General features: G+C 72.9%; 18 protein-coding genes and 1 tRNA gene. 9 read left to right on the plus strand and 10 right to left on the minus strand.

Features of this window, described 5'->3' with window-relative positions:
* Nucleotides 1-47: 47 nt before the first annotated feature.
* The 4 genes from IAG42_RS20680 to IAG42_RS20695 form a co-directional block, all read right to left on the minus strand.
* Complete coding sequence (locus tag IAG42_RS20680; RefSeq protein ID WP_188338453.1) at nucleotides 48-641, minus strand: 50S ribosomal protein L25/general stress protein Ctc; 594 nt, start codon at nucleotides 639-641, stop codon at nucleotides 48-50.
* A 184-nt stretch (nucleotides 642-825) separates the two neighbouring features.
* Nucleotides 826-1,803, minus strand: a complete 978-nt coding sequence (locus IAG42_RS20685) for a ribose-phosphate diphosphokinase (RefSeq protein ID WP_188338454.1) — start codon at nucleotides 1,801-1,803, stop codon at nucleotides 826-828.
* Between the two features lie 131 nt (nucleotides 1,804-1,934).
* Nucleotides 1,935-3,383: a bifunctional UDP-N-acetylglucosamine diphosphorylase/glucosamine-1-phosphate N-acetyltransferase GlmU gene (glmU, locus tag IAG42_RS20690; protein ID WP_188338455.1), complete on the minus strand. Its 1,449-nt coding sequence runs from the start codon at nucleotides 3,381-3,383 to the stop codon at nucleotides 1,935-1,937.
* Nucleotides 3,384-3,497: 114 nt separating this feature from the next.
* Nucleotides 3,498-3,569, minus strand: a tRNA-Gln gene (locus IAG42_RS20695).
* Between the two features lie 184 nt (nucleotides 3,570-3,753).
* Between IAG42_RS20695 and IAG42_RS20700 the strand changes: the two genes are divergently transcribed.
* Entirely contained in the window at nucleotides 3,754-5,073 is a 1,320-nt protein-coding gene (locus tag IAG42_RS20700; protein ID WP_188338456.1) for a sensor histidine kinase, read from the plus strand.
* 217 nt (nucleotides 5,074-5,290) lie between these two features.
* On the opposite strand, the gene IAG42_RS20705 is transcribed toward IAG42_RS20700, so the two are convergent.
* Nucleotides 5,291-5,803, minus strand: a complete 513-nt coding sequence (locus tag IAG42_RS20705; protein WP_188338457.1) for an SUKH-3 domain-containing protein — start codon at nucleotides 5,801-5,803, stop codon at nucleotides 5,291-5,293.
* Nucleotides 5,803-6,390: a YwqJ-related putative deaminase gene (locus IAG42_RS20710; protein ID WP_188338458.1), complete on the minus strand. Its 588-nt coding sequence runs from the start codon at nucleotides 6,388-6,390 to the stop codon at nucleotides 5,803-5,805. Before IAG42_RS20710 ends, IAG42_RS20705 begins: the two co-directional genes overlap by 1 nt.
* 223 nt (nucleotides 6,391-6,613) lie before the next feature.
* Here IAG42_RS20710 and IAG42_RS20715 point away from each other — a divergent pair, with 223 nt between their 5' ends.
* From IAG42_RS20715 to IAG42_RS20730, 4 genes are all read left to right on the plus strand, one after another.
* Entirely contained in the window at nucleotides 6,614-7,606 is a 993-nt protein-coding gene (locus IAG42_RS20715) for an SMI1/KNR4 family protein (protein WP_188338459.1), read from the plus strand.
* Nucleotides 7,607-7,613: 7 nt separating this feature from the next.
* Nucleotides 7,614-10,277 (plus strand): SUKH-4 family immunity protein, encoded by a 2,664-nt coding sequence (locus IAG42_RS20720; RefSeq protein ID WP_188338460.1) that lies wholly within the window; start codon nucleotides 7,614-7,616, stop codon nucleotides 10,275-10,277.
* 80 nt (nucleotides 10,278-10,357) lie between these two features.
* Complete coding sequence (locus tag IAG42_RS20725; protein WP_188338461.1) at nucleotides 10,358-11,344, plus strand: LCP family protein; 987 nt, start codon at nucleotides 10,358-10,360, stop codon at nucleotides 11,342-11,344.
* A gap of 98 nt (nucleotides 11,345-11,442) precedes the next feature.
* Nucleotides 11,443-12,348: a cellulose-binding protein gene (locus IAG42_RS20730; RefSeq protein ID WP_188338462.1), complete on the plus strand. Its 906-nt coding sequence runs from the start codon at nucleotides 11,443-11,445 to the stop codon at nucleotides 12,346-12,348.
* A 16-nt stretch (nucleotides 12,349-12,364) separates the two neighbouring features.
* Here the strand turns inward: IAG42_RS20730 and IAG42_RS20735 are convergent, their stop codons facing one another.
* Nucleotides 12,365-12,799, minus strand: a complete 435-nt coding sequence (locus IAG42_RS20735; RefSeq protein WP_188338463.1) for a helix-turn-helix domain-containing protein — start codon at nucleotides 12,797-12,799, stop codon at nucleotides 12,365-12,367.
* Between the two features lie 67 nt (nucleotides 12,800-12,866).
* Between IAG42_RS20735 and def the strand changes: the two genes are divergently transcribed.
* Nucleotides 12,867-13,469 (plus strand): peptide deformylase, encoded by a 603-nt coding sequence (def, locus tag IAG42_RS20740; protein WP_188341510.1) that lies wholly within the window; start codon nucleotides 12,867-12,869, stop codon nucleotides 13,467-13,469.
* 21 nt (nucleotides 13,470-13,490) lie between these two features.
* On the plus strand, nucleotides 13,491-14,714 hold the full coding sequence (locus IAG42_RS20745; protein WP_188338464.1) for an MFS transporter: 1,224 nt from the start codon (nucleotides 13,491-13,493) through the stop codon (nucleotides 14,712-14,714).
* Nucleotides 14,715-14,750: 36 nt separating this feature from the next.
* On the opposite strand, the gene IAG42_RS20750 is transcribed toward IAG42_RS20745, so the two are convergent.
* The 3 genes from IAG42_RS20750 to IAG42_RS20760 form a co-directional block, all read right to left on the minus strand.
* Nucleotides 14,751-16,415, minus strand: a complete 1,665-nt coding sequence (locus IAG42_RS20750) for a sodium/solute symporter (RefSeq protein WP_188338465.1) — start codon at nucleotides 16,413-16,415, stop codon at nucleotides 14,751-14,753.
* Nucleotides 16,412-16,786 (minus strand): DUF485 domain-containing protein, encoded by a 375-nt coding sequence (locus IAG42_RS20755; RefSeq protein WP_188338466.1) that lies wholly within the window; start codon nucleotides 16,784-16,786, stop codon nucleotides 16,412-16,414. Before IAG42_RS20755 ends, IAG42_RS20750 begins: the two co-directional genes overlap by 4 nt.
* Before the next feature lie 140 nt (nucleotides 16,787-16,926).
* Complete coding sequence (locus IAG42_RS20760) at nucleotides 16,927-18,438, minus strand: MDR family MFS transporter (RefSeq protein WP_223206100.1); 1,512 nt, start codon at nucleotides 18,436-18,438, stop codon at nucleotides 16,927-16,929.
* Nucleotides 18,439-18,817: 379 nt separating this feature from the next.
* Between IAG42_RS20760 and IAG42_RS20765 the strand changes: the two genes are divergently transcribed.
* Both IAG42_RS20765 and IAG42_RS20770 read left to right on the plus strand, forming a co-directional pair.
* Nucleotides 18,818-19,606, plus strand: coding sequence for an ABC transporter ATP-binding protein (locus IAG42_RS20765; RefSeq protein ID WP_188338467.1), 789 nt, complete (start codon nucleotides 18,818-18,820; stop codon nucleotides 19,604-19,606).
* Nucleotides 19,603-22,191, plus strand: a complete 2,589-nt coding sequence (locus tag IAG42_RS20770; protein WP_188338468.1) for an ABC transporter permease — start codon at nucleotides 19,603-19,605, stop codon at nucleotides 22,189-22,191. The genes IAG42_RS20765 and IAG42_RS20770 overlap by 4 nt, the downstream gene beginning before the upstream one ends.
* The last annotated feature ends 51 nt before the right edge of the window (nucleotides 22,192-22,242 follow it).

The following is a 22,242-nucleotide window of genomic DNA, read 5'->3' on the forward strand; positions in this document are numbered from 1 at the left end:
AGGCCGCGCCCACCACCCCGTACACCAGGTCAGACGACCTCGAAGGCTCAGGCCTCCGCGGCGGCCTCGTCGCCCGCGGCCTCGGCCGGGGCCTCCTCCGCCTGCGCGGCCAGGACCTGCAGCACGACGGCGTCGCCGTCGACGGCCAGCGTCGTGCCCGACGGCAGCGCGATGTCCTTCGCGTGCACCGAGGCACCGGCCTCCAGGCCCGCCACGGAAACCGTGACCGACTCGGGGATGTGCGTGGCCTCGGTCTCGACGGCCAGCGTGTTCAGCACGTGCTCGAGCAGGTTGCCGCCCGGGGCCAGCTCGCCCTCGGTGACGATCGGGAGCTCGACGGTGACCTTCTCGCCACGCTTCACGAGCAGCAGGTCGACGTGCTCCAGGAAGCCCTTCAGCGGGTCGCGCTGCACGGCCTTCGGGATCGCCAGCTCGTTGCCCTTGCCGTCGATGTCCAGGGAGATCAGGACGTTCGGCGTACGCAGGGCGAGCTGCAGCTCGTGACCCGGCAGCGTGATGTGGACCGGCTCGGCACCGTGCCCGTACAGGACCGCGGGAACCTTGGCCTCGCGGCGGATGCGGCGGGCGGCACCCTTGCCGAACTCGGAACGGGTCTCGGCGGCCAGCTTGACCTCGGACATGCTCTCAACTCCTCGTAGATCTGGGGAAAGGGTCACCCGGCCACGAACGGCCTGCTACGAAGAGCGCGTCGATAACGGACCGCCGCGACTTCCGAGAACAGAAGTGCGGCCTCCCTCGCCGAGCAACTTTGACAGGTTACCCGGCGCGGAAGGCCGCACCAAATGGATCTACGAGCTAGGCCGCTCAGGCCTCGCCCTCGAAGAGGCTCGTCACCGAACCGTCCTCGAAGACCTCACGCACCGCGGAGGCGATCGTCGGGGCGATCGACAGGACCGTGATCTTGTCGAGCTCCAGCTCACCCGGCGTCGGCAGCGTGTCCGTGAACACGAACTCGCTCACCTTCGAGTTCTTCAGACGGTCCGCGGCCGGGCCCGACAGCACACCGTGCGTCGCCGTCACGATGACGTCCTCCGCACCGTGCGCGAACAGGGCGTCCGCGGCGGCGCAGATCGTGCCACCCGTGTCGATCATGTCGTCGACGAGCACGCAGACGCGGCCCTTCACGTCACCCACGACCTCGTGGACCGTGACCTGGTTCGCCACGTCCTTGTCGCGCCGCTTGTGGACGATCGCCAGCGGAGCGCCGAGGCGGTCGCACCAGCGGTCGGCCACGCGCACGCGGCCGGCGTCCGGAGACACCACGGTGAGCTTGTCACGGTCGACCTTCGCGCCCACGTAGTCCGCCAGGATCGGCAGCGCGAACAGGTGGTCCACCGGGCCGTCGAAGAAGCCCTGGATCTGGTCCGTGTGCAGGTCGACCGTGAGAATCCGGTCGGCACCCGCGGTCTTCATCAGATCCGCGATCAGACGCGCCGAGATCGGTTCACGCCCACGGTGCTTCTTGTCCTGCCGCGCGTAACCGTAGAACGGCACGATCACCGTGATGGAGCGAGCCGACGCGCGCTTCAGCGCGTCGATCATGATCAGCTGCTCCATGATCCACTTGTTGATCGGAGCCGTGTGGCTCTGGATCAGGAAGCAGTCGGCGCCGCGAGCGGACTCCTGGTAGCGGACGTAGATCTCACCGTTGGCGAAATCGAAAGCCTTGGTCGGGACGATCCCGACACCGAGCTGGTGCGCGACCTCCTCGGCAAGCTCGGGGTGGGCGCGGCCAGAGAAGAGCATCAGCTTCTTCTCGCCCTGCGTCTTGATCCCGGTCACAGCACTAGTCTCCTCAGACGAGTTCGTCGCGCCCCAGCTGCCCGCGCGTCCCTATAGCAGCGAGCCAGGCGAATCGTGTGCACCTATCACGGTACGCCGTGTCGGGCGTACCTGATTCCGGTCAGTCCGCGTCAGTCCGCGGTTTCCGGATTCCGGGAGGCCGCTTCCGCCGCCTTCGCGGCCGCGCTCCCCGGACGCTTTCGGGCCACCCAACCCTCGATATTCCTTTGCTGGCCCCGGGCGACGGCCAGCGAACCGGCCGGTACGTCCTTCGTGATCACGGAGCCCGCAGCCGTGTAAGCACCGTCCCCGATGGTGACAGGCGCCACAAACATGTTGTCCGAACCGGTCTTGCAGTGCGACCCGACGACCGAGTGGTGCTTCGCCTCGCCGTCGTAGTTCACGAACACGCTCGCCGCGCCGATGTTCGTGAAGTCACCGATCGTCGCGTCCCCCACGTACGACAGGTGCGGGACCTTGGTCCCCTCGCCGATCGACGAGTTCTTCGTCTCCACGAACGTGCCGATCTTCGACTTCACGCCCAGCCGCGAACCGGGCCGCAGATACGCGAACGGACCCACCGACGCCTGCGGACCGATCTCCGAGCCGTCCGCCACCGTGTTGTCCACCCGGGCGCCCGCGCCCACCCGCGTGTCCGTCAGCCGCGTGTTCGGACCCACCACGGCGCCCTCGGCGATGTGCGTCGTCCCGTGCAGCTGCGTCGACGGCAGCACCGTCGCGTCCTGCCCGAACGTCACCGTCACGTCGATCAGCGTGCTCGCCGGATCCACGACCGTCACCCCGGCGAGCATCGCCCGCTCCAGCAGCCGGTCGTTGAGGATCCGCCGCGCCTCGGACAGCTGCACCCGGTTGTTGATCCCCGCGATCTCACGGTGGTCGCGCGCCACGGACGCACCCACCCGGTGCCCGGCCTCCCGCAGGATCCCCAGCACGTCCGTCAGGTACTCCTCGCCCTGACTGTTGTCCGTACGCACCTGCCCCAGCGCCTCGACCAGCAGCCGGCCGTCGAACGCGAACACACCCGAGTTGATCTCGCGGATCGCGCGCTGCGCCTCGGTGGCGTCCTTGTGCTCGACGATCGCCGTGACGGCGCCCGTGGCCTCGTCGCGCACGATGCGGCCGTAGCCCGTGGCGTCCGGGACCTCTGCGGTCAGCACGGTCACCGCGTTCCCGTCCGCCTCGTGCGTGCCGGCCAGGTCCTTCAGCGTCTCGCCGGTCAGCAGCGGCGTGTCGCCGCACACCACCACGACGGTGCCCTCGACCGTGCCGTCGAGCCCCTCCAGGCCCATCCGCACGGCGTGCCCCGTCCCGTTCTGCTCCGCCTGCACGGCCGTGAGGGCGCCGGCGTCGATCTCGGTGACGTGCGCGGCGACCTGCTCGCGCGCGTGCCCGACGACCACCACGAGCTGCTCGGGCGTCAACTCCCGCGCGGCGGCCAGCACATGACCGACCAGCGACCGGCCGCACAGCTCGTGCAGGACTTTCGGGGTGGCCGACTTCATGCGGGTGCCCTCACCCGCGGCGAGAACGACGACGGCGGCCGGGCTTGTGGCGCTCACGGGTGTGCCCCTCAGGATGTCTGTTCGGGTGGACATCCGCAGGATACCGGGGCGTTTTGGGCCTCAAACGGGGACGGGGCCCGACCGATGGATCGGGCCCCGTCTCGAAAGTCGCTCCCCCGCCAGGACTCGAACCCGGACAAATGGCACCAAAAGCCACGGTGCTGCCAATTACACCACGGGGGATCATCACGGCCGGAACCGGACATAGTGTCAGGCCGACGGCCGGGCCTCCCACACTATGCCGTACCGAACGCCTCCGACGCGACGGTACCGCGACGCCGCGGAGCCGCTCCAGGTCGCCGGACGCGGGCGCGCGGCGGGGGAAACTCGCCGGAAATCGGGCAGGGGGCGCCCGTAGGGTGGGGGTATGACCACGACGGGGGAAGTTCACCGAGACGCGGCCGGGGGGCCGTGGTGGTGGGAGCGGCGGCGGTCTGCCGTGCTCGATGTGGGGCTCGCGGTGGTGTCCGCCGCGGAGTGCGCCGTGGAAGGGGTGCCGTTCGCGCACAAGGCCGGACTGCCGGCCTGGGTGGGGATCGTCTTCGGGGTGCTGACCGGTTCGGCGCTCGTGCTGCGGCGGCGCTGGCCGATCGCCGTGGTGCTGGTGTCGGTCGCGGTGACGCCCGCGCAGATGGGCGTGATGCTCACGGTCGTCGGCCTGTACTCGCTGGCCGCGTCCGAGATGCCGCGGCGGATCATCGCGGCGCTGGCCGGGATGTCGTTCGCCGGGACGCTGATCGTGTCCGTGGTGCGCGCGCAGCAGGACATGGTGCACAGCGAGAAGCTGCTGGAGGTGGGCGGCTGGTTCGTGCCCTTCGTCGCCATCACCACGTCGCTCGGGGTGACGGCGCCGCCGTTGCTGTTCGGTATGTACGTGGGGGCCCGGCGGCGGCTGATGGAGTCGCTGACGGAGCGGAACGAGTCGCTGGAGCGGGAGTTGCTGCTGCTCGCGGAGCGGGCCGAGGAGCGGGCCGAGTGGGCGCGCGGCGAGGAGCGGACGCGGATCGCCCGCGAGATGCACGACGTGGTGGCCCACCGGGTGTCGCTGATGGTGGTGCACGCGGCGGCGTTGCAGGCGGTGGCGCGGAAGGATCCGGAGAAGGCCGTGAAGAACGCGGCGCTGGTGGGGGACATGGGGCGGCAGGCGCTCACGGAACTGCGGGAGATGCTCGGGGTGCTGCGGGCGGGGGACGCGGTGCCGGAGCGGGGTGCGGTGCCGTTGCAGGCGGTGGGGGCCGCGGCCGCGGCTGCCGCGGCGGCCTCGCGGGCCGAGGTGGAGGACGCGGAGGGGGGTCCGTGTCTGGCCGAGCTGGAGGAGCTGGTCGAGCAGTCGCGGGCCGCCGGGATGGTGGTGGAGCTGACGGTGCTGGGGGAGGAGCGGGCCTATGGGGCGGCGGTCGAGCAGACGGCGTACCGGGTGGTGCAGGAAGCGCTGACGAACGTGCACAAGCATGCGGCCGGGGCGAAGACGTATGTGCGGCTGGCGCATCGGGAGGCGGAGGTGGCGATGCAGGTGGAGAACGAGCCGCCGCCGGTGCCTGCGGCTGCGTCGGCGGCGGACCTTCCCTCCGGGGGGAACGGGTTGGTGGGGATGAAGGAGCGGGTGGGTGGGCTCGGTGGGGTCTTTGTTGCGGGGGCTACGGATGTGGGCGGGTTCCGGGTGTCGGCGGTTTTGCCGGTCGGCTGAGCGCCATAGCTCCGCCGGCGGGTCTTCGGCTGCGGCCCCGGTGGGGGCTGGTCGCGCAGTTCCCCGCGCCCCTGGAAGGCTGCGGCTTCGCCGCGCCTTCCCCAGATGAAAGGCCCCCGCGCCTTGATCGGGGAAATGCGCCCGAAGGGCAGGCATTTCAGGGGCGCGGGGAACTGCGCGACCAGCCCCCACCGGCCCGCACCCGCGATCGCACCGGTCAACCCCCGGAGGTGAGGCGGGGTGGGTGGGTGCCGGTGATGAGGGTTTCCAGGGCCTGGTCGATGTCGGGGCCGAGGTACCAGTCGCCGCTGTGATCGAGGACGTAGACGCGGCCCTCGGAGTCGATGGCGAGGAGGGCCTCCGTGCCGGATTCGGCGCCCAGGGGGCAGACCTCGGTGTCGAGGGCGCGGCCGAGGTCGCCGAGGGTGCGGGCCATGTGGAGCCCGTGCAGGGGGTCCAGGTGGGGCTGGGCCGGGGCGACGTGCCGGCCGGGACCGGTGGGCGTGAGGTGGAGGCCGCCGAACTCGGCCCACGCCTCGACCGCCGCCGGGAACACGCTGTGCCGGTGCCCGGCGGGGGAGACATGGGTGCGCAGGGCGTCCGCCCAGAACTCGGCCTGCTTGATGTCCCAGCGTCCGGGCCGCCAGCCGGCGGCCCGCAGCACGGTGTCGACGCCGGAGGTGAAGCGGGCGGTGGAGGCGCCGTCGGTGGTGGATGCGGGGTGCGACATCAGGGGGCGGCCTCGGGGTGCGGGGGTGCGGGATCGGTGGCGTCGCCCGGTTCGGCTGCGGCGTCCTCGGGCACGACGACGTGGACGCCGAAGTGGGCGGTGAGCGCGGTGCAGGCGCGGCAGGGGCGGGCGAAGCCGCCGTGCAGCGGGTCGCCGTCCTCGCGGATGCGCCGGGTCGTGAGCTTGGCGTGCTTGAGCGCCTTGCGGGCCTCGCTCATCGACATGGGCTTGCGGCGGGCGCGCTTGGACTTCTCGGCGCGCTCCGCGTCGGAGGCGGAGAGGTGCCGGGAGATGAGGATGGCCTCGGCGCAGCGTCCGGTGAAGCGGTCGCGCTGGGCGCTGGTGAGGGTGTCGAGGAAGTCCTGGACGAGCGGGTGCAGGGCGGGTGCCTGTTCGCCGCGGGCCGCGGTGGAGGTGAGGGTGGTGCCGCGTACGGAGAGCGCGGCGGCGACAGTGGGCAGGATGCCGTCGCGGCGGCCCCGCAGCACGGGTACGGCGGTGGTGTCGGTGGCGCTCCAGCCGACGCGCGGGTCGGCCTCGGACCGGGCGTCCGTGGCCGTGGCTGGCTCTGCTGTACCGCTGTGCATGTGGTCTTGTTCCCCTCCTGCAATCCCCCAGGTTGCCTGCACAGACTGCCAAATGGGGCGGCTGGAGCGGTAGTCGGTCCCCCGCGACACGCCAGTTCGTCACAGGGTGGTGACGGCGGGGTGACTGCAGGTCATGGAACCGGAGGCCCGGTGACCCGTGTCGTACAACCGCATAGGCTGTCACGACCAGGAACCGTCAACAGTGCCGCAGGGGGCAACCGCCATGACGACAGGTCGGCTCGGGCAGCAGACCGCGCCGCCGAACGCGGCCTACGCCGGGCAGGTAGTGCACTTCCCGGACCCGGTCCGCGCCGCCCGCCACCCCAGAGGTGTGCGGATGGACGGCGAGGGCTATCCCGACTTCTCCGCCTACGCGCGTGCGGCGGCCGAGATCGCCGAGCCCCCGGAGGGCTTCGGTGTCGACGAGCTGCGCCTCACGGACTACGTGTCGGCGAACGCGGCGCTGGCCGCGTCCGGTCACCCCTTGTGGGACACGATTCCGCCGGTGGCGACGCCGCACGGCTGGACCTGGCACCACGTGCGCGGTTCGCGGCGCGTGGAGCTGGTCCCGGTCGAGGTGAAGGCGCTGCTGCGGCATCACGGCGGGCTCGCCACGGCGGCGGTCGACCAGCACAAGCGGGGCACGCGCCCGTTGCAGGACACGCGTCCGGCGCACTTCGGGCTGCCGAAGTCGGGTGTCGCGGTGACCGAGGCGCAGGTGCTCGGTGTGGAGGAGGACCTGGGGTACCGGCTGCCCGGCGCGTACCGGTCGTTCCTGAAGGCGGGCGGCGGCAGCGCTCCCGTGGGGGCGGCGCTCGACGCGGAGCTGGGGCTCCTGGTCGACCAGCCGTTCTTCACGGTGCGCGACGAGGCCGCGGTCAACGACCTGGTGTACGTCAACAAGTGTCTGCGCGATCACCTGACGAAGGACTATCTGGGTGTCGCGTTCGTCCAGGGCGGCATCCTCGCCTTGAAGGTGCGGGGTGCGGCGATCGGCTCGGTGTGGCTGTGCGCGTACGACGACGCGCGGGACGGCGGCGACACGGCCGGGTGGTCGGTCGCGGAGCGGGTCGAGCGGCTGCTGCTGCCTTGCGGGGACGACTTCGACGCGTTCCTGTCGCGGCTGGCGGGCAATCCGCCGGAGCTGGAGACGGTGGCGAACCTGATGGTGGACGGCGGCTTCGCGCGCGCGGTCCCGGTCACGGGTGGGGAGTGAGGCTCCGATGGTGACGTTCGCGCAGGCGCAGGAGCGCGCCGAGGAATGGATCAACGGTGACGTGCCCGGTTACCAGCACCGTGAGGTGCGGGTGCGGGAGTTCGAGCTGGGGTTCGTGGTGTGGGCGGAGGACCGGGAGACCGGTCCGGTGTCCGACGGCGGCCGGCAGCGGCTGGTGATCGCCCGGGACAGCGGCGAGGCCACGCTGTGGCCGGCGCTGCCGGTGGGCGAGGTGATCCGGCGGTACGAGGAGGAGTACGGGCTGCCGGAGGCGCCCGCGGAGCCGGCGGCCGCGCGGGCGCCCGAGCGGGTGGATCTGAACCAGACGTCGTTCCTGTTGAGCCCGCCCGAGTGGCTCCAGGAGGCGGCGGACAAGCTGGGCATCCCGGACCACCGCGAGAACCGCGAGAGCCGTGACAGCGGTTCGGCTTCCGCGTCTTCTCCCGCCCCGTCGGCGCCCGCTCCGTCTGCTCCGTCCTCTCCGTCTTCTCCGTACGAGCCTCCGGCCCCGGCCGCGCCGTACGAGCCCGCGCCCGCTCCGGCCGTCGCCGAGACGCAGGGCTTCCCGAGCGCGCCCGCCACGCCTTCGCCGGTGCAGCCGCAGGGCTTCCCGGGGGCCGGTTCCGACGCCACGCCGTGGGCCGGGACCGACACCAACGGGGTGGGGGACGAGGAGGACCGGTCCGTTCCGCTGCCGGAGACCGTGTTCTCGCCGCCGCTGTCCGAGGACACCCCGCCGCCCGGGGTGACCCCGGAGGCGAAGACCGCGCTGATGTCGGGCGGCAGCCAGTTGCCGCCGACCGCCGTGAGCCCCGCGCTGCGCGAGGAGCGGCCCGCGCCGATGGCGCCGCCCGCTCCGGGCACCGCCGTGCCGGGCACGCCGCCGCCGGGCACCCCCGTGCCGCCGGCCGCGCCGACGCCGCCCGCGCCCAACGCCCCGGGCGCTCCCGACGCGCCCTCGTACGGCTACCCGCAGGGCCCCGGCGCGCGGGACGCGTCCGGGCGGCCGCTGGCGCCCGGCGCCGGTGACATCGCGGACGCCGCGACGAGCAAGGCCCAGCCTCCGGCGCGCGGTGGCGCCGGGAATCCCCCGCCGCCGCCCGGCGCCCCCGGCACCCCGGGTGCTCCCGGCGGTCAGACGCCGCCGCCTCCGGGTGCCCCGGGCACCCCGGGCGCGCCCGCGGGCGGCTACGTGCCGACGCAGCTCGTGTCCTCGCTCGGCCCCGACGGGCAGCCGCAGATGCCGGGCGCCCCGCAGCCGCCCGCCGCGCCGAAGCCGCCCGGTGCCACGCCTCCGCCGCCCGGCGGCGGGGTGCACCACGCAGCGACGATGCTGGCCGGTCCGCCCGTGAAGGGTCCGGGCGGTCAGGCGCCGCCGCCTCCGGGCCCGCCCGGCGTCCCCGGTGCTCCCGGCGGTCAGACCCCGCCGCCGCCCGGCCCGCCCGGTGCTCCCGGCGCGCCCAAGCCTCCCGGTGCCACGCCTCCGCCGCCCGGCGGCGGGGTGCACCACGCGGCGACGATGCTCGCGAGCCCCGGCCCGCAGGGCCCGATGCCGCCCGGTCCGGTTCCGCCGGCGCCGGCCGCGCCGGGTCCGGTGCCGCCCCCGCCGCCCGGCGCGATGCCGCCGCCGGTGGCCGGGCAGCAGATCCCGGGTGCCCCGCCGGCCGCGTACGGGTACCCGCAGCCGCCGGCCGGCCAGCCCACGGTGGGCCCCGGCTACCAGGCGGTGCTGCGCTACCGCGCGCCCGACGGCTCCGAGCAGCAGCTCATCCGCCGCTCGGCGCCCGGCACGCCGCACCCGGAGTGGCAGATCTTCCACGAGCTGCGCGGCATGAACATCCCGCCGGACCAGGTGCTCGAGCTCCACACGGAGCTGGAGTCCTGCGCGCTGCCGGGTGCCTACTGCGCCCGCATGATCAAGGAGCAGTGGCCGCAGGCGCGGATCACGTCGATCGCGCCGTACGGCACCGATCACGCGTCGCGCCAGCAGGGCATGCAGCAGCTGATCGCCCACCAGGGCGAGCTGCACCAGGTGGCGGACGGCCCGGCGCGGCCCGCTCCGGTGCGGGCGCCGCTGCCGCCCGCGCAGCCGATGCCGCCGGTGCCTCCGGAGGGCATCGCGCAGGAGCTGGGCGCCGCGTTCGGTCCGGGCGTGTTCCGGTTCGACCAGAGGGCCGTGTCGCGGCAGGGCGTCCCGGACGTGGTCGCGCACACCCTGGTCGTGGCGGGTCTCCCGGCGGACTTCGGGCCGTTCTTCTGGGCGCAGGCCCAGCCGGGCCGGCCGGTGCCGACACTGGCGGAGCTCGCCGCGGAGCGCGGGGTGCAGCCCGCGTCGGACGCGGGCTCGTACCTGGTGATGGGCAGCGACTTCGGCAAGGCGGTCTGCGTCCAGTACGGGACGGCGCACATCGTGGCCGTGCCGGTGGAGGCGGGGCCGGGCGGTGGCCCGGTGCCGCCGCAGTTCGTGAACACGGGGCTGCCCGAGTTCGCCCGTTCGCTGGCGCTGCTGGGCCGCATGTGGCGGCTGCGCTTCGGTCTGAACCCGGAGCAGGCGGGCCGCTGGACGGTCGACTTCCAGGCGCAGCTGAACGCGATCGACCCGGCGGCGCTCGGTTCGCCCGAGACCTGGTGGTCGGTGCTGCTCGAGCAGATGTGGGACGGCCTGCTGTAGCCGCGTAGGACACACATCGGCGAGGACACGCTGAGGGCGCTCGACCTGCGGGACCGGTCGGGCGCCCTCATCATGCGTGCATGGCGGGGAATCCGGCGCGGGCGCGTCCCGTGCGACGGCGGCGCTGGCCGAGGCGGGTCCTGTGGGCCCTCCTGCTGGTGATCGTCGTGGTGGTCGGGTACGGCGCGGGCCTGTACTTCTGGGCCGACGGGCGGTTGCGGACGACGCAGGCGCTGAGCGACTACGCGGGGCGGCCCGCGGCGGGGCACGGCAGCGACTGGCTGCTCGTCGGCTCGGACTCGCGCTCCGATCTGACGCCCGAACAGCGCAAGCAGCTGCACGTCGGCAACGACCAGGGCCTGAACACCGACACGATCATGATCCTGCACTACGGGGACAACGGCCCGTACCTGGTGTCGATCCCGCGGGACTCGTACGTGTCGATCCCGGGGCACGGCAAGAACAAGATCAACGCGGCGTACGCGCTGGGCGGGCCGCGGTTGCTGACGCGGACGGTCGAGCAGGCGACGGGGCTGCGGATCGGGCACTACGCGGAGATCGGCTTCCTGGGTCTGGTGGACGTCGTGGACTCGCTCGGCGGGGTCACCCTGTGCGTGTCCTCCGGGGGGCTGCACGACCCGAAGTCGGGTGCGGACTTCGACGCGGGCTGCCAGGAGATGGACGGCGTGCAGGCGCTCCAGTACGCGCGCGCCCGCTACTCCGACCCGCGCGGCGACCTCGGACGGGTGGAGCGGCAGCGGGAGCTGGTGCACGCGATCGCGGACGAGGCGCTCAGCGCGTCCGTGCTGGCCGTGCCGTGGAAGGTGATCCCGTTCCTGAGCGCCGTGCTGGACGCGCTCACGGTCGACCGGCGGACCGGGCTGACCGAGCTGACGGAGATGGGGCGCGAGCTGTCCGATCCGAAGGGCACGACGACCGTGCCGGTGGCCTCGGAGCCGGATCTGCCCGGGGTCGGTGACGTCGTCGTGTGGGACGAGGCGGGGGCCGAGCGGCTCTTCGACGCCCTCCGCGATGATCGCGCGATTCCGACTTTCGGCGGCAATTGACGCATCCTTGACCGAGCGGGTCGACCGGTGTGTCACCTGTGGTGCGCTTGTGTCGTGTTTGTGTCGCCCAACAGTCGCTTAGTGGGGAGAGGGTCGAGATGGCAGCGGGTACGTCGTCCTCGCCGTTCGGGTTCGCGGTCGTACGGGGGTGGCGCGGTTACCGCCCCGAGCAGGTCGAGGAGTACGCGGCCGCTCTGTTCCGGGCCGCCGAGGAGGCGCGGGCGCGGATCGGCGAACTGACCGGGCGGGAGGCCGAGCTGGCCGCGGAGGCGGAGCGGCTGCGCGAGGCCGTCGCCGGGCTCGCCCCGCAGACGTACGAGTCCCTGGGCGAGCGCGCCCGGAGCCTGCTCGGCCTCGTCGAGGAGGAGGCCGCCGCCGTGCGGCACGCCGCCCGCGCCGAGTCCGAGGCCACCGCGCAGGCCGCCGCCGGCGCCGCCGAGGCGCTGCGCGACGCCGCCCGCGCGCACGCCGACGGGGTGGGGGAGCGGGCCGCCGAGTGGTCCGACGCCCGGGAGACCGCGGCGCGGGCCGAGGCCGACGGGATCCGCACGCTGGCCCGGCACGACGCGAAGCGGGCCCGCGACGAGGCGCTCGCCGACTTCGACGCGACCCGCCGCCGCGCCGAGACCCTGCTCGCCGACCAGGCCGAGGACCAGGCCGGACGCCTCGACACCGCAGAGCGGGAGCTGGCCGCCGCCGACCGCGCCCAGGTCGAGCGCGAGGTCGCCGCCGAGGCCGCGGCCGAGGCCCGTCTCGCGGAGGCGAAGCAGGCCTTCGCCGAGGCGCAGGAGTCGGCCCGGCGCGCCCAGGAGGCCGCTGACGCGCAGGCCGCCGAGCTGCTGGAGCAGGCTCGCGCCCGCGCCGGCCGGATCGCCGAGGACACGGAACGGGTCCTCGGCGAGCACGACGAGGCCCGCGAGGAGGTCCGCGACCACATGGAGCACGTCCGCAGTTCGCTCGCGGCCCTGACCGGCCGCGCGATGGACCCGGACCCCTCCGCCTAGGGCCCTCGCCGGGGCGTCAGGGGGCGGGCCGGAAGGCCGCGTCCAGGGTCCAGCGGGACGCGCCCTCCGGGTGCGCGGCGCGGTGGGCGTACGGCGCGGCCAGGGCCCGTACCCGCTCGGCGAGCTCGTCGGCCTCGTCCGGCGTCAGGAACAGCTCGGCGCTCACCGTGCGCGCGGTGGCCCGGGCGGCGCTGCGCGGGTCGTCCCAGCGCAGCCGCCACGGGCGGATGCGGCCGCCGCCGTGCGGGGCCTCCTCGATCAGGCCGTGCCGGGCCAACTGGCGCAGATGGAAGGAGCACAGGCCCGAGCTGTGCCCGAGCCGGGCCGCCGCCTGCGTGGAGGTCACGGTGCCCAGCTCGGCGAGCAGGTCGAGCAGCGCGATCCGCACGGGATGGTCGGGCAGCGTCCTGCGGTCCGTCGCCGCGTCGGTCTTCTCGTTCTCCTCGGTCACTTTGCAAACACTGCTACCTTGCAAAGCGTCGGGTCAAGTGCACAAGCGGATCGGGGAGTTGAGGGGCATGGGCGCGGACGGGCTGCTGCCGGAGGTGGAGCGGGGCGCGGTGCGGCGCATCACGGTCATCGGGGAGGACGTGCTGCACCGCCGACTGCGCGCGGCCACGGAGGCCGACTTCGGGACTGCGGACCTCGACCGGCTGATCGACGACATGTTCGCCACGAACCACGTGGCGCACGGCGCGGGCCTCGCGGCGAACCAGGTGGACGTCGACCTCCAGCTGTTCGTCTGGGACATGGAGGACGACTGGGGTGTCCGGCACACCGGGCACGTCCTCAACCCCGTGCTCGACGAGGAGCCCGTCGCCACGCGCCGCCTGGTCGACGAGATGGAGGGCTGCCTCTCCGTGCCGGGCCCCTACAAGCCGGTGCCGCGCGCCGACCACGCCGTCGTCCGGGGACAGGACAAGGACGGGAACGCGATCGTCGTCGAGGGGCGCGGCTACTTCGCCCGCTGCCTCCAGCACGAGACCGACCACCTCCACGGCCGCCTCTACGTGGACCGGCTCACCCGGCGCGACCGGCGGGACGCGCTGCGGGAGATGGCCGAGCTGCGGGACGGAGTGCTCGCGCGGCGGGCGAAGACGGCCGAGGCGCTGGGGAAATAGGGCGCTGTTACCCTCTGCCGCATGATCGCTCGGGGGGAGTCCGGGGCTCAGCGGGCCCTGATCGCGGCCAGTTTCGTCAGCCGGATCGGCAACGGCCTGTTCAACGCGGCCGCCGTCCTCTACTTCACGCTCGTCGTGCACCTGCCCGCGACGCAGGTCGGCGCGGGCCTGACGATCGCGGGGCTCGTCGGGATGGCGGCCGGGGTACCGGCCGGGAACCTGGCCGACCGGTACGGGCCGCGCACGGTCTGGCTGTGCGCGGTCGCCGTGCAGGCGGTCACGATGGCCGCGTTCGTGCTCATCGACAGCTGGCTCGTGTTCACGCTCCTCGCCACGCTGGACCGGCTGGGTGCCTCGGCGGCCGGTGCGGCCGGCGGCGCGCTGGTCGCGCGCTCCGGCGGGGACCGCCCGGCCGCCTTCCGGGCCCGCCTGCGCACGTTCGTCAACCTCGGCGTCGTCATCGGCACCCTGGGCGCGGGCGTCGCCCTCCAGATCGACACCCGCGCCGCCTACACGACGCTGATCCTCGCCAACGCGGCCAGCTTCGTCGGCGCCGGTCTGATCGGGCTCCTCGGCGTCCCGGACTACCGGCCGCTGCCCCGGCCCGCGGAGCACCGCCGCTGGTCGGTCCTGGCCGACCGCCCGTTCGTGGTGTTCGTCGGGCTCTACAGCCTGATGGGTCTCCAGTACCAGGTGGTCTCCCTGCTGCTGCCGATCTGGCTGAGCGCCCACACCGACGCGCCGCGCTGGACCGTCGCCGCCGTCTACGCGATCAGCAGCGGGGTCTGCGTGCTGCTGCAGAGCCGGCTCGGGGCCAAGGTGGAGACGCCGCGGCAGGGCGGGCGCGCGTTCCGTCTCGCCGGGCTGCTGTTCCTCGTCAGCTGCCCGCTGATGGCGCTCACCGCCGACGTCCCGGCCTGGGTGGCGCCGGTCCTCGCGGTCCTCGCCGTCGTCATCCACAGCGTGGGGGAGGTGTGGGAGTCCTCGGCCGGGTTCGCCCTCGGCTTCGGCCTGGCGCCCGAGCACGCGCAGGGCCAGTACCAGGGCCTGTTCGGCATCGGCTTCGAGGCGGGCCAGGCGCTCGCCCCGATCGTCCTGACCGGCGCGGTCCTGGCCCTCGGGCAGACGGGGTGGCTGCTGCTCGGCGTCCTCTTCGCGGCCCTCGGCCTGGCCGGCCCGCTGGTGGCGTCCTGGGGCGAACGCACCCGGGCCGCGGCCCGGGAAGCGCTGCCGGCGACCGACTAGGGCCTTTCTTTCGGATCAGGCTGGGCTCGCGGGGCCCTAGGCGCGACCACCGGTCCGGCGCGGACCGGACGGGTACGGGCCGGTGGGGTGCGGGCCGGGCTGCTGGGGGACGGGCGCGCCCGCCAGGATCCAGCCCTCCACCGCCTCGTACCGTGCCTGCTGCTCCCGCTGTTCGCGCGGAGAGGTCAGGACGGTGCCCAGCCAGCCGAGGAGGAAGCCCAGCGGGATGGAGACCAGGCCGGTCGTGGTGAACGGGAACCAGTTGAAGTCCCGGCCGGGGAACATCGAGGCCGGGCTGCCCGAGACCAGGTTCGTGCCCGTCATCAGGACCAGGCAGGCCACCGAGCCGCCCAGCAGCGTCCACAGCAGGCCCGCCCGGGTGTAGCGGCGCCAGAAGAGGCTGTAGACGAGCGCGGGGGCCAGCGCCGAGGCGCCCAGGCAGAAGGACAGGGTGACCAGCGGCTGCAGGTTGCGGTGCTGGACGACCGTCGCGAGCAGGATCGCGGGGACGCCGACCGCGAGGGCCGACAGGCGGGCCAGTCTCAGTTCCCGGCGCGGGGAGGGTTGCTCGCCGCGGTGGGCGAAGACGTCGTGGGCGAGGGTGTTCGCACAGGCCAGGATCATGCCCGCGACCGACGCGAGCAGGGTGAGGAACAGGGCGGTGGTGACGGCGGTGAAGAGCAGCGACTCGGTCGTCGTCATCGTCGGGCCGAAGGCCGCCCGCGCGCCCAGCAGGTACGCCGTGTTGCCCTGAGGGTCGGCGGCGGCGATGGCGTCCCGGCCGACGAGGGCCGCCGCACCGACCCCGACGACCGAGACGATCAGTACGAAGACGGCGACCGAGGAGACCGCCCAGGACATCGACCGGCGCACCTCGCGCGCGTGCCGCGCCGTGTACATGCGCATGGTGACGTGGGGGAGGCAGGCGCCGCCGAGGACCACGGTCAGCTCCGAACTGATCATGTCCAGGCGGGGGTTGGGCCCACCGGAGAACTGCAGGCCCGAGGTGAGGTAGGCGCGGCCCGCCTCGCTGCGTCCGGCCGCCGCGGCGAGCAGCGCGCCCGGGTCCCAGTCGAAGCGGCGCAGGACGAGGACGGCGACCACGGTACCGGAGCCGAGCAGCATCACGATCTTGAGGATCTGGATGAGGGCGGTGCCCTTCATCCCGCCGATCGCCGCGTAGCCGATCATCAGGGCGCCGAGGGTGAGGACGCAGCCGGTGCGGAAGCCCTGGCTGGTGAAGCCGAGCAGGAACGCCATGAGGTCGCCGGAGCCCGCGAGCTGGACGAGCATGATGGGCAGCAGGGCGGTGAGCGTGGCGGCGCAGGCGGCCATGCGGACGGCGCGGCCCGGAGTACGCCGGGCGAACACGTCCCCCATCGTGAACCGGCCCGCGTTGCGCAGGGGTTCGGCCAGCAGGAACATCAGCAGCATCAGGGAGAGCGCGGTGCTGAGGGCCAGCACGATGCCGTCGTGGCCCATCAGGGCGATGACGCCGCCGGTGCCGAGGACGCTCGCCGCGGAGATGTAGTCACCGGCGATCGCCAGCCCGTTGCGCATCGGGCTCAGGGAGCCGAAGCCGGTGTAGAACTCCTCCAGGTCGTCGCGGTCGGGGCCGGTCATGACGCAGAGCAGCAGCGTGATGGTGGCGACCGCGGTGAAGGCGACCAGGGCCATGGACTCCGAGGAGACGTCCCTCATCGGGGGGTGCCTCCCGTCGTGTCGCGGCCGCGGCGGCGCAGCCGGTGGGCGAGCGGGTCGACGCGCCGCCGTGCCGTGATCTCGTAGAGGAGCAACGCCAGCCCGGTGACCGGCAGTTGGCACAGGCCGATGAGCAGTCCCGTGGACAGGCCGCCGTGCGCGGAACTGTTCATGAAGGTGGGCGCGAACGCGGACAGGAGCAGGAACGACGTGAAGTAGCCGAGCGCGGTGAGCGTGGCCACGCGGCGCTGCCGGCGGTACGCGGTGCGCAGCAGCCGCAGTTCGGGTGCGGGACCTCCGGGCGGCGGCAGGTCGGGGTGGCGGGGGAGCCGGTAGGCGTGCGGCCGGTGGGCGTGGGCGGGGTGCGGCATCCCGGGTCTCCTTGCGTGGCTCGGGCCCGCCGGGGACGGTGGCGGACCGCAGGGAGGGAGTGGGAGCCGGAACGTTACTCGCAGGTATTCGCCTTGGGGAGCCTTTCCGCAAACTGTCCGGTCGGTCGGTTCACTTCGGTTCAGTCGGTTGGTTCCGGTGTTCGGTTCTGGTGGTTCGGTACCGGTGCCGGGCGGTCCAGGACCGGGAAGCGGCGCGGGGCCAGGGTCAGCAGGACCAGCAGGGCCACCGCCGCGGCGGCCGCCGCGCCCAGGTACACGGCGTCCACGGCCGCGTCGATCGCCGGGCGCACCCCGGGCGCCCGCGGGTCGCCGGCCACCGAGTCCAGGTCGGCGTGCGCACCGAGCCGGCCGGCGATCACGCCGTTGGCGACGGCGCCGAACAGGGCGGCGCCGACGGTCTGGCCGATCTGGCGGTAGAAGAGGACGGAGGCGGTCGCCGTGCCGCGCTCCGACCAGTCGACCGTGGACTGCACGCCCACGATGAGCGGCAGTTGGAAGAGCCCGAGGGCGGCGCCGAGCAGCAGGCTGAGCAGCGCGGGCTGCCAGGCCGAGCCCGGGTAGGGCAGGAACGGGAACGCGAGGAGGACCGCGAGGGCGCCGGTGATGCCGAGCGCGGCGGTGTTCCGGAAGCCGATCCTGCGGTACACGTGCTGGCTGAACGCGGCCGACACCGGCCAGCTGAGCGTCATCACGGACAGCACGAACCCGGCCGCGACCGGCGACAGGCCGAGCACCGACTGCGCGTACGTGGGCAGGAACGTGGTCGGGGCGACCATCAGCAGGCCCAGCGAGCCGAGTGCCAGATTGACCGCGGCGATGGTGCGGCGGCGCCACACCCAGCCCGGCAGGATCGGTTCGGCGGCCCGTCGCTCGATCAGGAACACGGCGCCGACCAGGGCGAGTCCGGCGGCGAGCAGGCCCAGCGAGGGGGCCGAGCCCCAGGCCCAGGCGACGCCGCCCTGCACCAGCCAGGTCAGCAGGACGCCGCCGGCCGCGAACACGGCCAGCGCACCGGCCCAGTCGACCGAGGCGCGCTCCCGGCGCTCCCGGCGCGGCTCGTGCAGATGGCGTACGACGAAGAACAGCGCGACCGCGCCGATCGGCACGTTGATCAGGAAGATCCAGCGCCAGCCGGCCGTGGAGGCGAGGACGCCGCCGAGCGCCGGGCCGAGCACCGAGGAGGTGGCCCAGACCGTCGACAGCTTCGCCTGGATCTTCGGGCGCTCCTCCAGGGGGTACAGATCGGCGGCGAGCGTCTGCACCGTGCCCTGGATGGCGCCGCCGCCCAGCCCCTGCACGACACGGAACGCGATCAGCGAGCCCATGTCCCAGGCCGACGCGCACAGCACCGAGCCGAGCAGGAACAGGGCGCTGCCCGCGATCAGCACCGGCTTGCGGCCGAGGGTGTCGGACAGCTTCCCGTAGACGGGCAGCGTGACCGTCACCGCGAGGAGATAGCCGGAGAACAGCCACGAGAAGACGGTGAAGCCGCCGAGGTCCCCGACGATCTGCGGAACGGCGGTGGAGACGATGGTGGAGTCGAGCGCGGCCAGTGCCATGGACAGCATCAGCGCGGCCACGACCGCGCCGCGCCGCCGGTCAGAGGCCCCTTCGGCCACGGACGAGTTCACCTGCGGAAATCCTTTCCCCCTGCACCTACTTGCACGGCGGAGCTTAAGCGGGTGGAGACGACCCTGAGTAGAGCTCCACCGAAGGGTGGACCTCCCCTAGGGGGAGCTCCGTACAACGGACCGGGGACGGTTCGTCCCCCTGGAGGACGAGCGGGCCGGGGGTTCTTCCTACCGTCGAGGGGTGGGGTTTTCCCCCGGGAAAGAGGGTGACTTCCACCAGCGCGCCCGGACCCCCCGCCCGACCAGACTGAACGCACACCGCAAGGCCCGGTCCGCAGAACGGATCTTGCGGACCACGACCCACGCACTTCCCGCAGATCCGCGACCCGCGCACCGGCCCACGACATCGTCGCTGCGTGACCGACTTAGGAGACATACCGTGACATCGGCTGTGACCATTCCCAGGCACGGGGGCACCGGAGGGCTGACGGCCGTCGCCGCGCGGGCGCGGCAGGTCGTCAAGGCGTACGGGACGGGGGAGACCCGCGTCGTCGCGCTCGACCACGTCGACGTCGACATCGCCCGCGGCCAGTTCACCGCGATCATGGGCCCGTCCGGCTCCGGCAAGTCCACGCTCATGCACTGCCTGGCCGGACTCGACAACGTCACCGCGGGCCAGATCTACCTCGACGACACCGAGATCACCGGCCTCAAGGACAAGAAGCTGACCCAGCTGCGGCGCGACCGCATCGGCTTCATCTTCCAGGCCTTCAACCTGCTGCCGACGCTGAACGCGCTGGAGAACATCACGCTGCCGATGGACATCGCGGGCCGCAAGCCCGACCGGCAGTGGCTCGACCGGGTCGTGCAGACCGTCGGCCTCGCCGAGCGCCTCAAGCACCGGCCCACCGAACTGTCCGGCGGCCAGCAGCAGCGCGTCGCCGTGGCCCGCGCCCTCGCCGCCCGGCCCGAGATCATCTTCGGCGACGAGCCCACCGGAAACCTCGACTCGCGCGCCGGCGCCGAGGTCCTCGGCTTCCTGCGCCGCTCCGTCGACGAGCTCGGCCAGACCATCGTCATGGTCACCCACGACCCGGTCGCCGCCTCCTACGCCGACCGCGTCCTCTACCTGGCCGACGGCCGCATCGTCGACGAGATGCTCCGGCCCACCGCCGACGCCGTCCTCGACCGCATGAAGGACTTCGACGCCCGGGGCCGTACGTCATGAGTGCCGCGAACACCGTCCTGAAGACCTCGCTGCGCAACTTCTTCGCGCACAAGGGCCGCATGGCCCTCTCCGCCGTCGCCGTGCTCCTGTCCGTCGCCTTCGTGACCGGCACCCTCGTGTTCACCGACACGATGGACAAGACCTTCGACAAGCTGTTCACGGCCACCGCCTCCGACGTCACCGTCAGCCCCAAGGACTCCGAGGTCGAGGGCAACGACACCGGACGGCCCGACGCCCTGCCCGCCTCGCTCCTCGCCACCGTGAAGCAGGCCGACGGCGTCAAGTCCGCCGAGGGCGCGGTCAGTTCCATGAACGTGACCGTCGTGAACGCCGACAACAAGAACATGGGCTCCGAGAACGGCGCCCCGACCATCGCCGGCAACTGGACCAGGAACGACCTCCGCTCCATGGAGATCACCTCCGGCCACGCCCCGCGCGGGCCCACCGAGGTCATGGTCGACGCCGACACCGCGAAGAAGCACCACCTCAAGCTCGGCGACGAGCTGCGCACGATCTCCGTCTCCGGCGACATCAAGGCGAAGATCAGCGGCATCGCCTCCTTCACCGTCACCAACCCGGGCGCGGCCGTCGTCTACTTCGACACCGCCACCGCCCAGCGCGAACTCATCGGCAGGACCGGCCAGTTCACGCAGCTCAACATCGCCGCCGCCGACGGCGTCAGCGACACGCAGCTCAAGAAGAACGTCGCCGCGGAACTCTCCGGGAACGGCACCTACAAGATCCAGACCCAGCAGGAGACCGCGGACGCCAACGCCTCCGACGTCGGCTCCTTCATGGACGTCATCAAGTACGCCCTCCTCGGCTTCGCCGGCATCGCCTTCCTCGTCGGCATCTTCCTCATCATCAACACGTTCTCGATGCTGGTCGCCCAGCGCACCCGCGAGATCGGCCTGATGCGCGCCATCGGCTCCTCCCGCAAGCAGGTCAACCGCTCCGTCCTCGTCGAGGCGCTGCTCCTCGGCGTCGTCGGCTCCGTGGTGGGCGTCGGCGCCGGTGTGGGCCTCGCCGTCGGCCTCATGAAGCTCATGTCCGCCGCCGGCATGGACCTGTCCACCGACGACCTCACCGTGAAGTGGACGACCCCCGCGGTCGGCCTCCTCCTCGGCATCGTCGTCACCGTCCTCGCCGCCTACCTGCCCGCCCGCCGGGCCGGCAAGGTCTCCCCGATGGCCGCCCTGCGCGACGCCGGCACCCCCGCCGACGCCAAGGCCGGACTCGTCCGCGCCGTCATCGGCCTGCTGCTCACGGGCGGCGGCGGCTTCGCCCTCTATCTCGCCACCCAGGCCGACAAGGCGAGCCAGGGCTCGCTGTGGCTCGGCGCCGGCATCGTCGCCTCGCTCATCGGCTTCGTGGTCGTCGGCCCGCTCCTCGCCGGCATCGTGGTCCGCGTCATCAGCGCCGTACTGCTCCGCTTCTTCGGCCCCGTCGGCCGGATGGCCGAGCGCAACGCGCTGCGCAACCCGCGCCGCACCGGCGCCACCGGCGCGGCCCTGATGATCGGCCTCGCGCTCGTCGCCTGCCTCTCCGTCGTCGGCTCCTCGATGGTCGCCTCGGCCACCGACCAGCTCGACAAGTCGGTCGGCGCCGACTTCATCGTCGAGGGCCAGGGCGGCATCAAGCCCCAGGCCGCCGACTCCCTCAAGAAGGTGCGCGACAGCGGGCTCGTCTCCCACGTCACCGAGGTCAAGTGGGTCAAGACCACCCTCACCACCCCCGGCGGCGTCAAGGAGGAGGAAGAGCTCTCCGCCGCCAGCCCCAGCTACGCCCAGGACCTGCGGCGCGAGACCACCTCCGGTGAGCTCTCGGCGGCGTACGGGAAGAACGCGATGTCGGTCGGCTCCGAGTTCGCCGAGCGCAACCACCTCAAGGTCGGCGACACGATGACCGTCGCCTTCCACCACGGCTCCACCGCCAAGCTGAGGATCGCGGCGATCACCTCGGACGACACCGCGTTCGACAAGGGCGCGATGTACACCAACGTCGCCACCGCCGAGCAGTACCTGCCCGAGGACCGGGTGCCGCTCAACGGGATGATGTTCGCCAAGGCCGCCGACGGCAAGGAGGACGCCGCCTACAAGGCGCTCAAGTCGTCCGTCGCCGCCGACCCGACCGTCAAGGTCAAGGACCAGACCGACTACAAGGAGACCCTCAAGGACCAGGTCGGCCAGCTCCTCAACATGATCTACGGGCTCCTCGCCCTCGCGATCATCGTGGCGATCCTCGGCGTCGTGAACACCCTGGCCCTGTCGGTCGTCGAGCGGACCCGCGAGATCGGCCTGATGCGCGCCATCGGCCTCTCCCGCCGCCAGCTGCGCCGCATGATCCGCCTGGAGTCGGTCGTCATCGCCCTCTTCGGCGCCCTGCTCGGCCTCGGCCTGGGCATGGGCTGGGGCGCCACGGCCCAGAAGCTCCTCGCCCTGGAGGGCCTCGGGGTCCTGGAGATCCCGTGGCCGACGATCATCGCGGTCTTCATCGGCTCGGCCTTCGTGGGCCTCTTCGCCGCCCTGATCCCGGCCTTCCGGGCCGGCCGCATGAACGTCCTGAACGCGATCGCAACGGAGTAGGTCGCAAAGTGAGCACGACGAGAGGCCCGGCTGATGCCGGGCCTCTCGTCG

It is taken from the genome of Streptomyces xanthii, assembly GCF_014621695.1.
Taxonomy (GTDB): Bacteria; Actinomycetota; Actinomycetes; order Streptomycetales; family Streptomycetaceae; genus Streptomyces; species Streptomyces xanthii.

What these genes read in the sequence shown, in the direction of transcription:
- IAG42_RS20705 (WP_188338457.1), bottom strand. Translation starts at nt 5,803, where the DNA reads ATGTCGCACCCCGCATCCACCACCGACGGCGCCTCCACCGCCCGCTTC.
- IAG42_RS20755 (WP_188338466.1), bottom strand. Translation starts at nt 16,786, where the DNA reads ATGCCGCACCCCGCCCACGCCCACCGGCCGCACGCCTACCGGCTCCCC.
- IAG42_RS20720 (WP_188338460.1), top strand. Translation starts at nt 7,614, where the DNA reads ATGGTGACGTTCGCGCAGGCGCAGGAGCGCGCCGAGGAATGGATCAAC.
- def (WP_188341510.1), top strand. Translation starts at nt 12,867, where the DNA reads ATGGGCGCGGACGGGCTGCTGCCGGAGGTGGAGCGGGGCGCGGTGCGG.
- IAG42_RS20730 (WP_188338462.1), top strand. Translation starts at nt 11,443, where the DNA reads ATGGCAGCGGGTACGTCGTCCTCGCCGTTCGGGTTCGCGGTCGTACGG.
- IAG42_RS20680 (WP_188338453.1), bottom strand. Translation starts at nt 641, where the DNA reads ATGTCCGAGGTCAAGCTGGCCGCCGAGACCCGTTCCGAGTTCGGCAAG.
- IAG42_RS20715 (WP_188338459.1), top strand. Translation starts at nt 6,614, where the DNA reads ATGACGACAGGTCGGCTCGGGCAGCAGACCGCGCCGCCGAACGCGGCC.
- IAG42_RS20750 (WP_188338465.1), bottom strand. Translation starts at nt 16,415, where the DNA reads ATGAGGGACGTCTCCTCGGAGTCCATGGCCCTGGTCGCCTTCACCGCG.
- IAG42_RS20710 (WP_188338458.1), bottom strand. Translation starts at nt 6,390, where the DNA reads ATGCACAGCGGTACAGCAGAGCCAGCCACGGCCACGGACGCCCGGTCC.
- IAG42_RS20770 (WP_188338468.1), top strand. Translation starts at nt 19,603, where the DNA reads ATGAGTGCCGCGAACACCGTCCTGAAGACCTCGCTGCGCAACTTCTTC.
- IAG42_RS20745 (WP_188338464.1), top strand. Translation starts at nt 13,491, where the DNA reads ATGATCGCTCGGGGGGAGTCCGGGGCTCAGCGGGCCCTGATCGCGGCC.
- IAG42_RS20725 (WP_188338461.1), top strand. Translation starts at nt 10,358, where the DNA reads ATGGCGGGGAATCCGGCGCGGGCGCGTCCCGTGCGACGGCGGCGCTGG.
- IAG42_RS20700 (WP_188338456.1), top strand. Translation starts at nt 3,754, where the DNA reads ATGACCACGACGGGGGAAGTTCACCGAGACGCGGCCGGGGGGCCGTGG.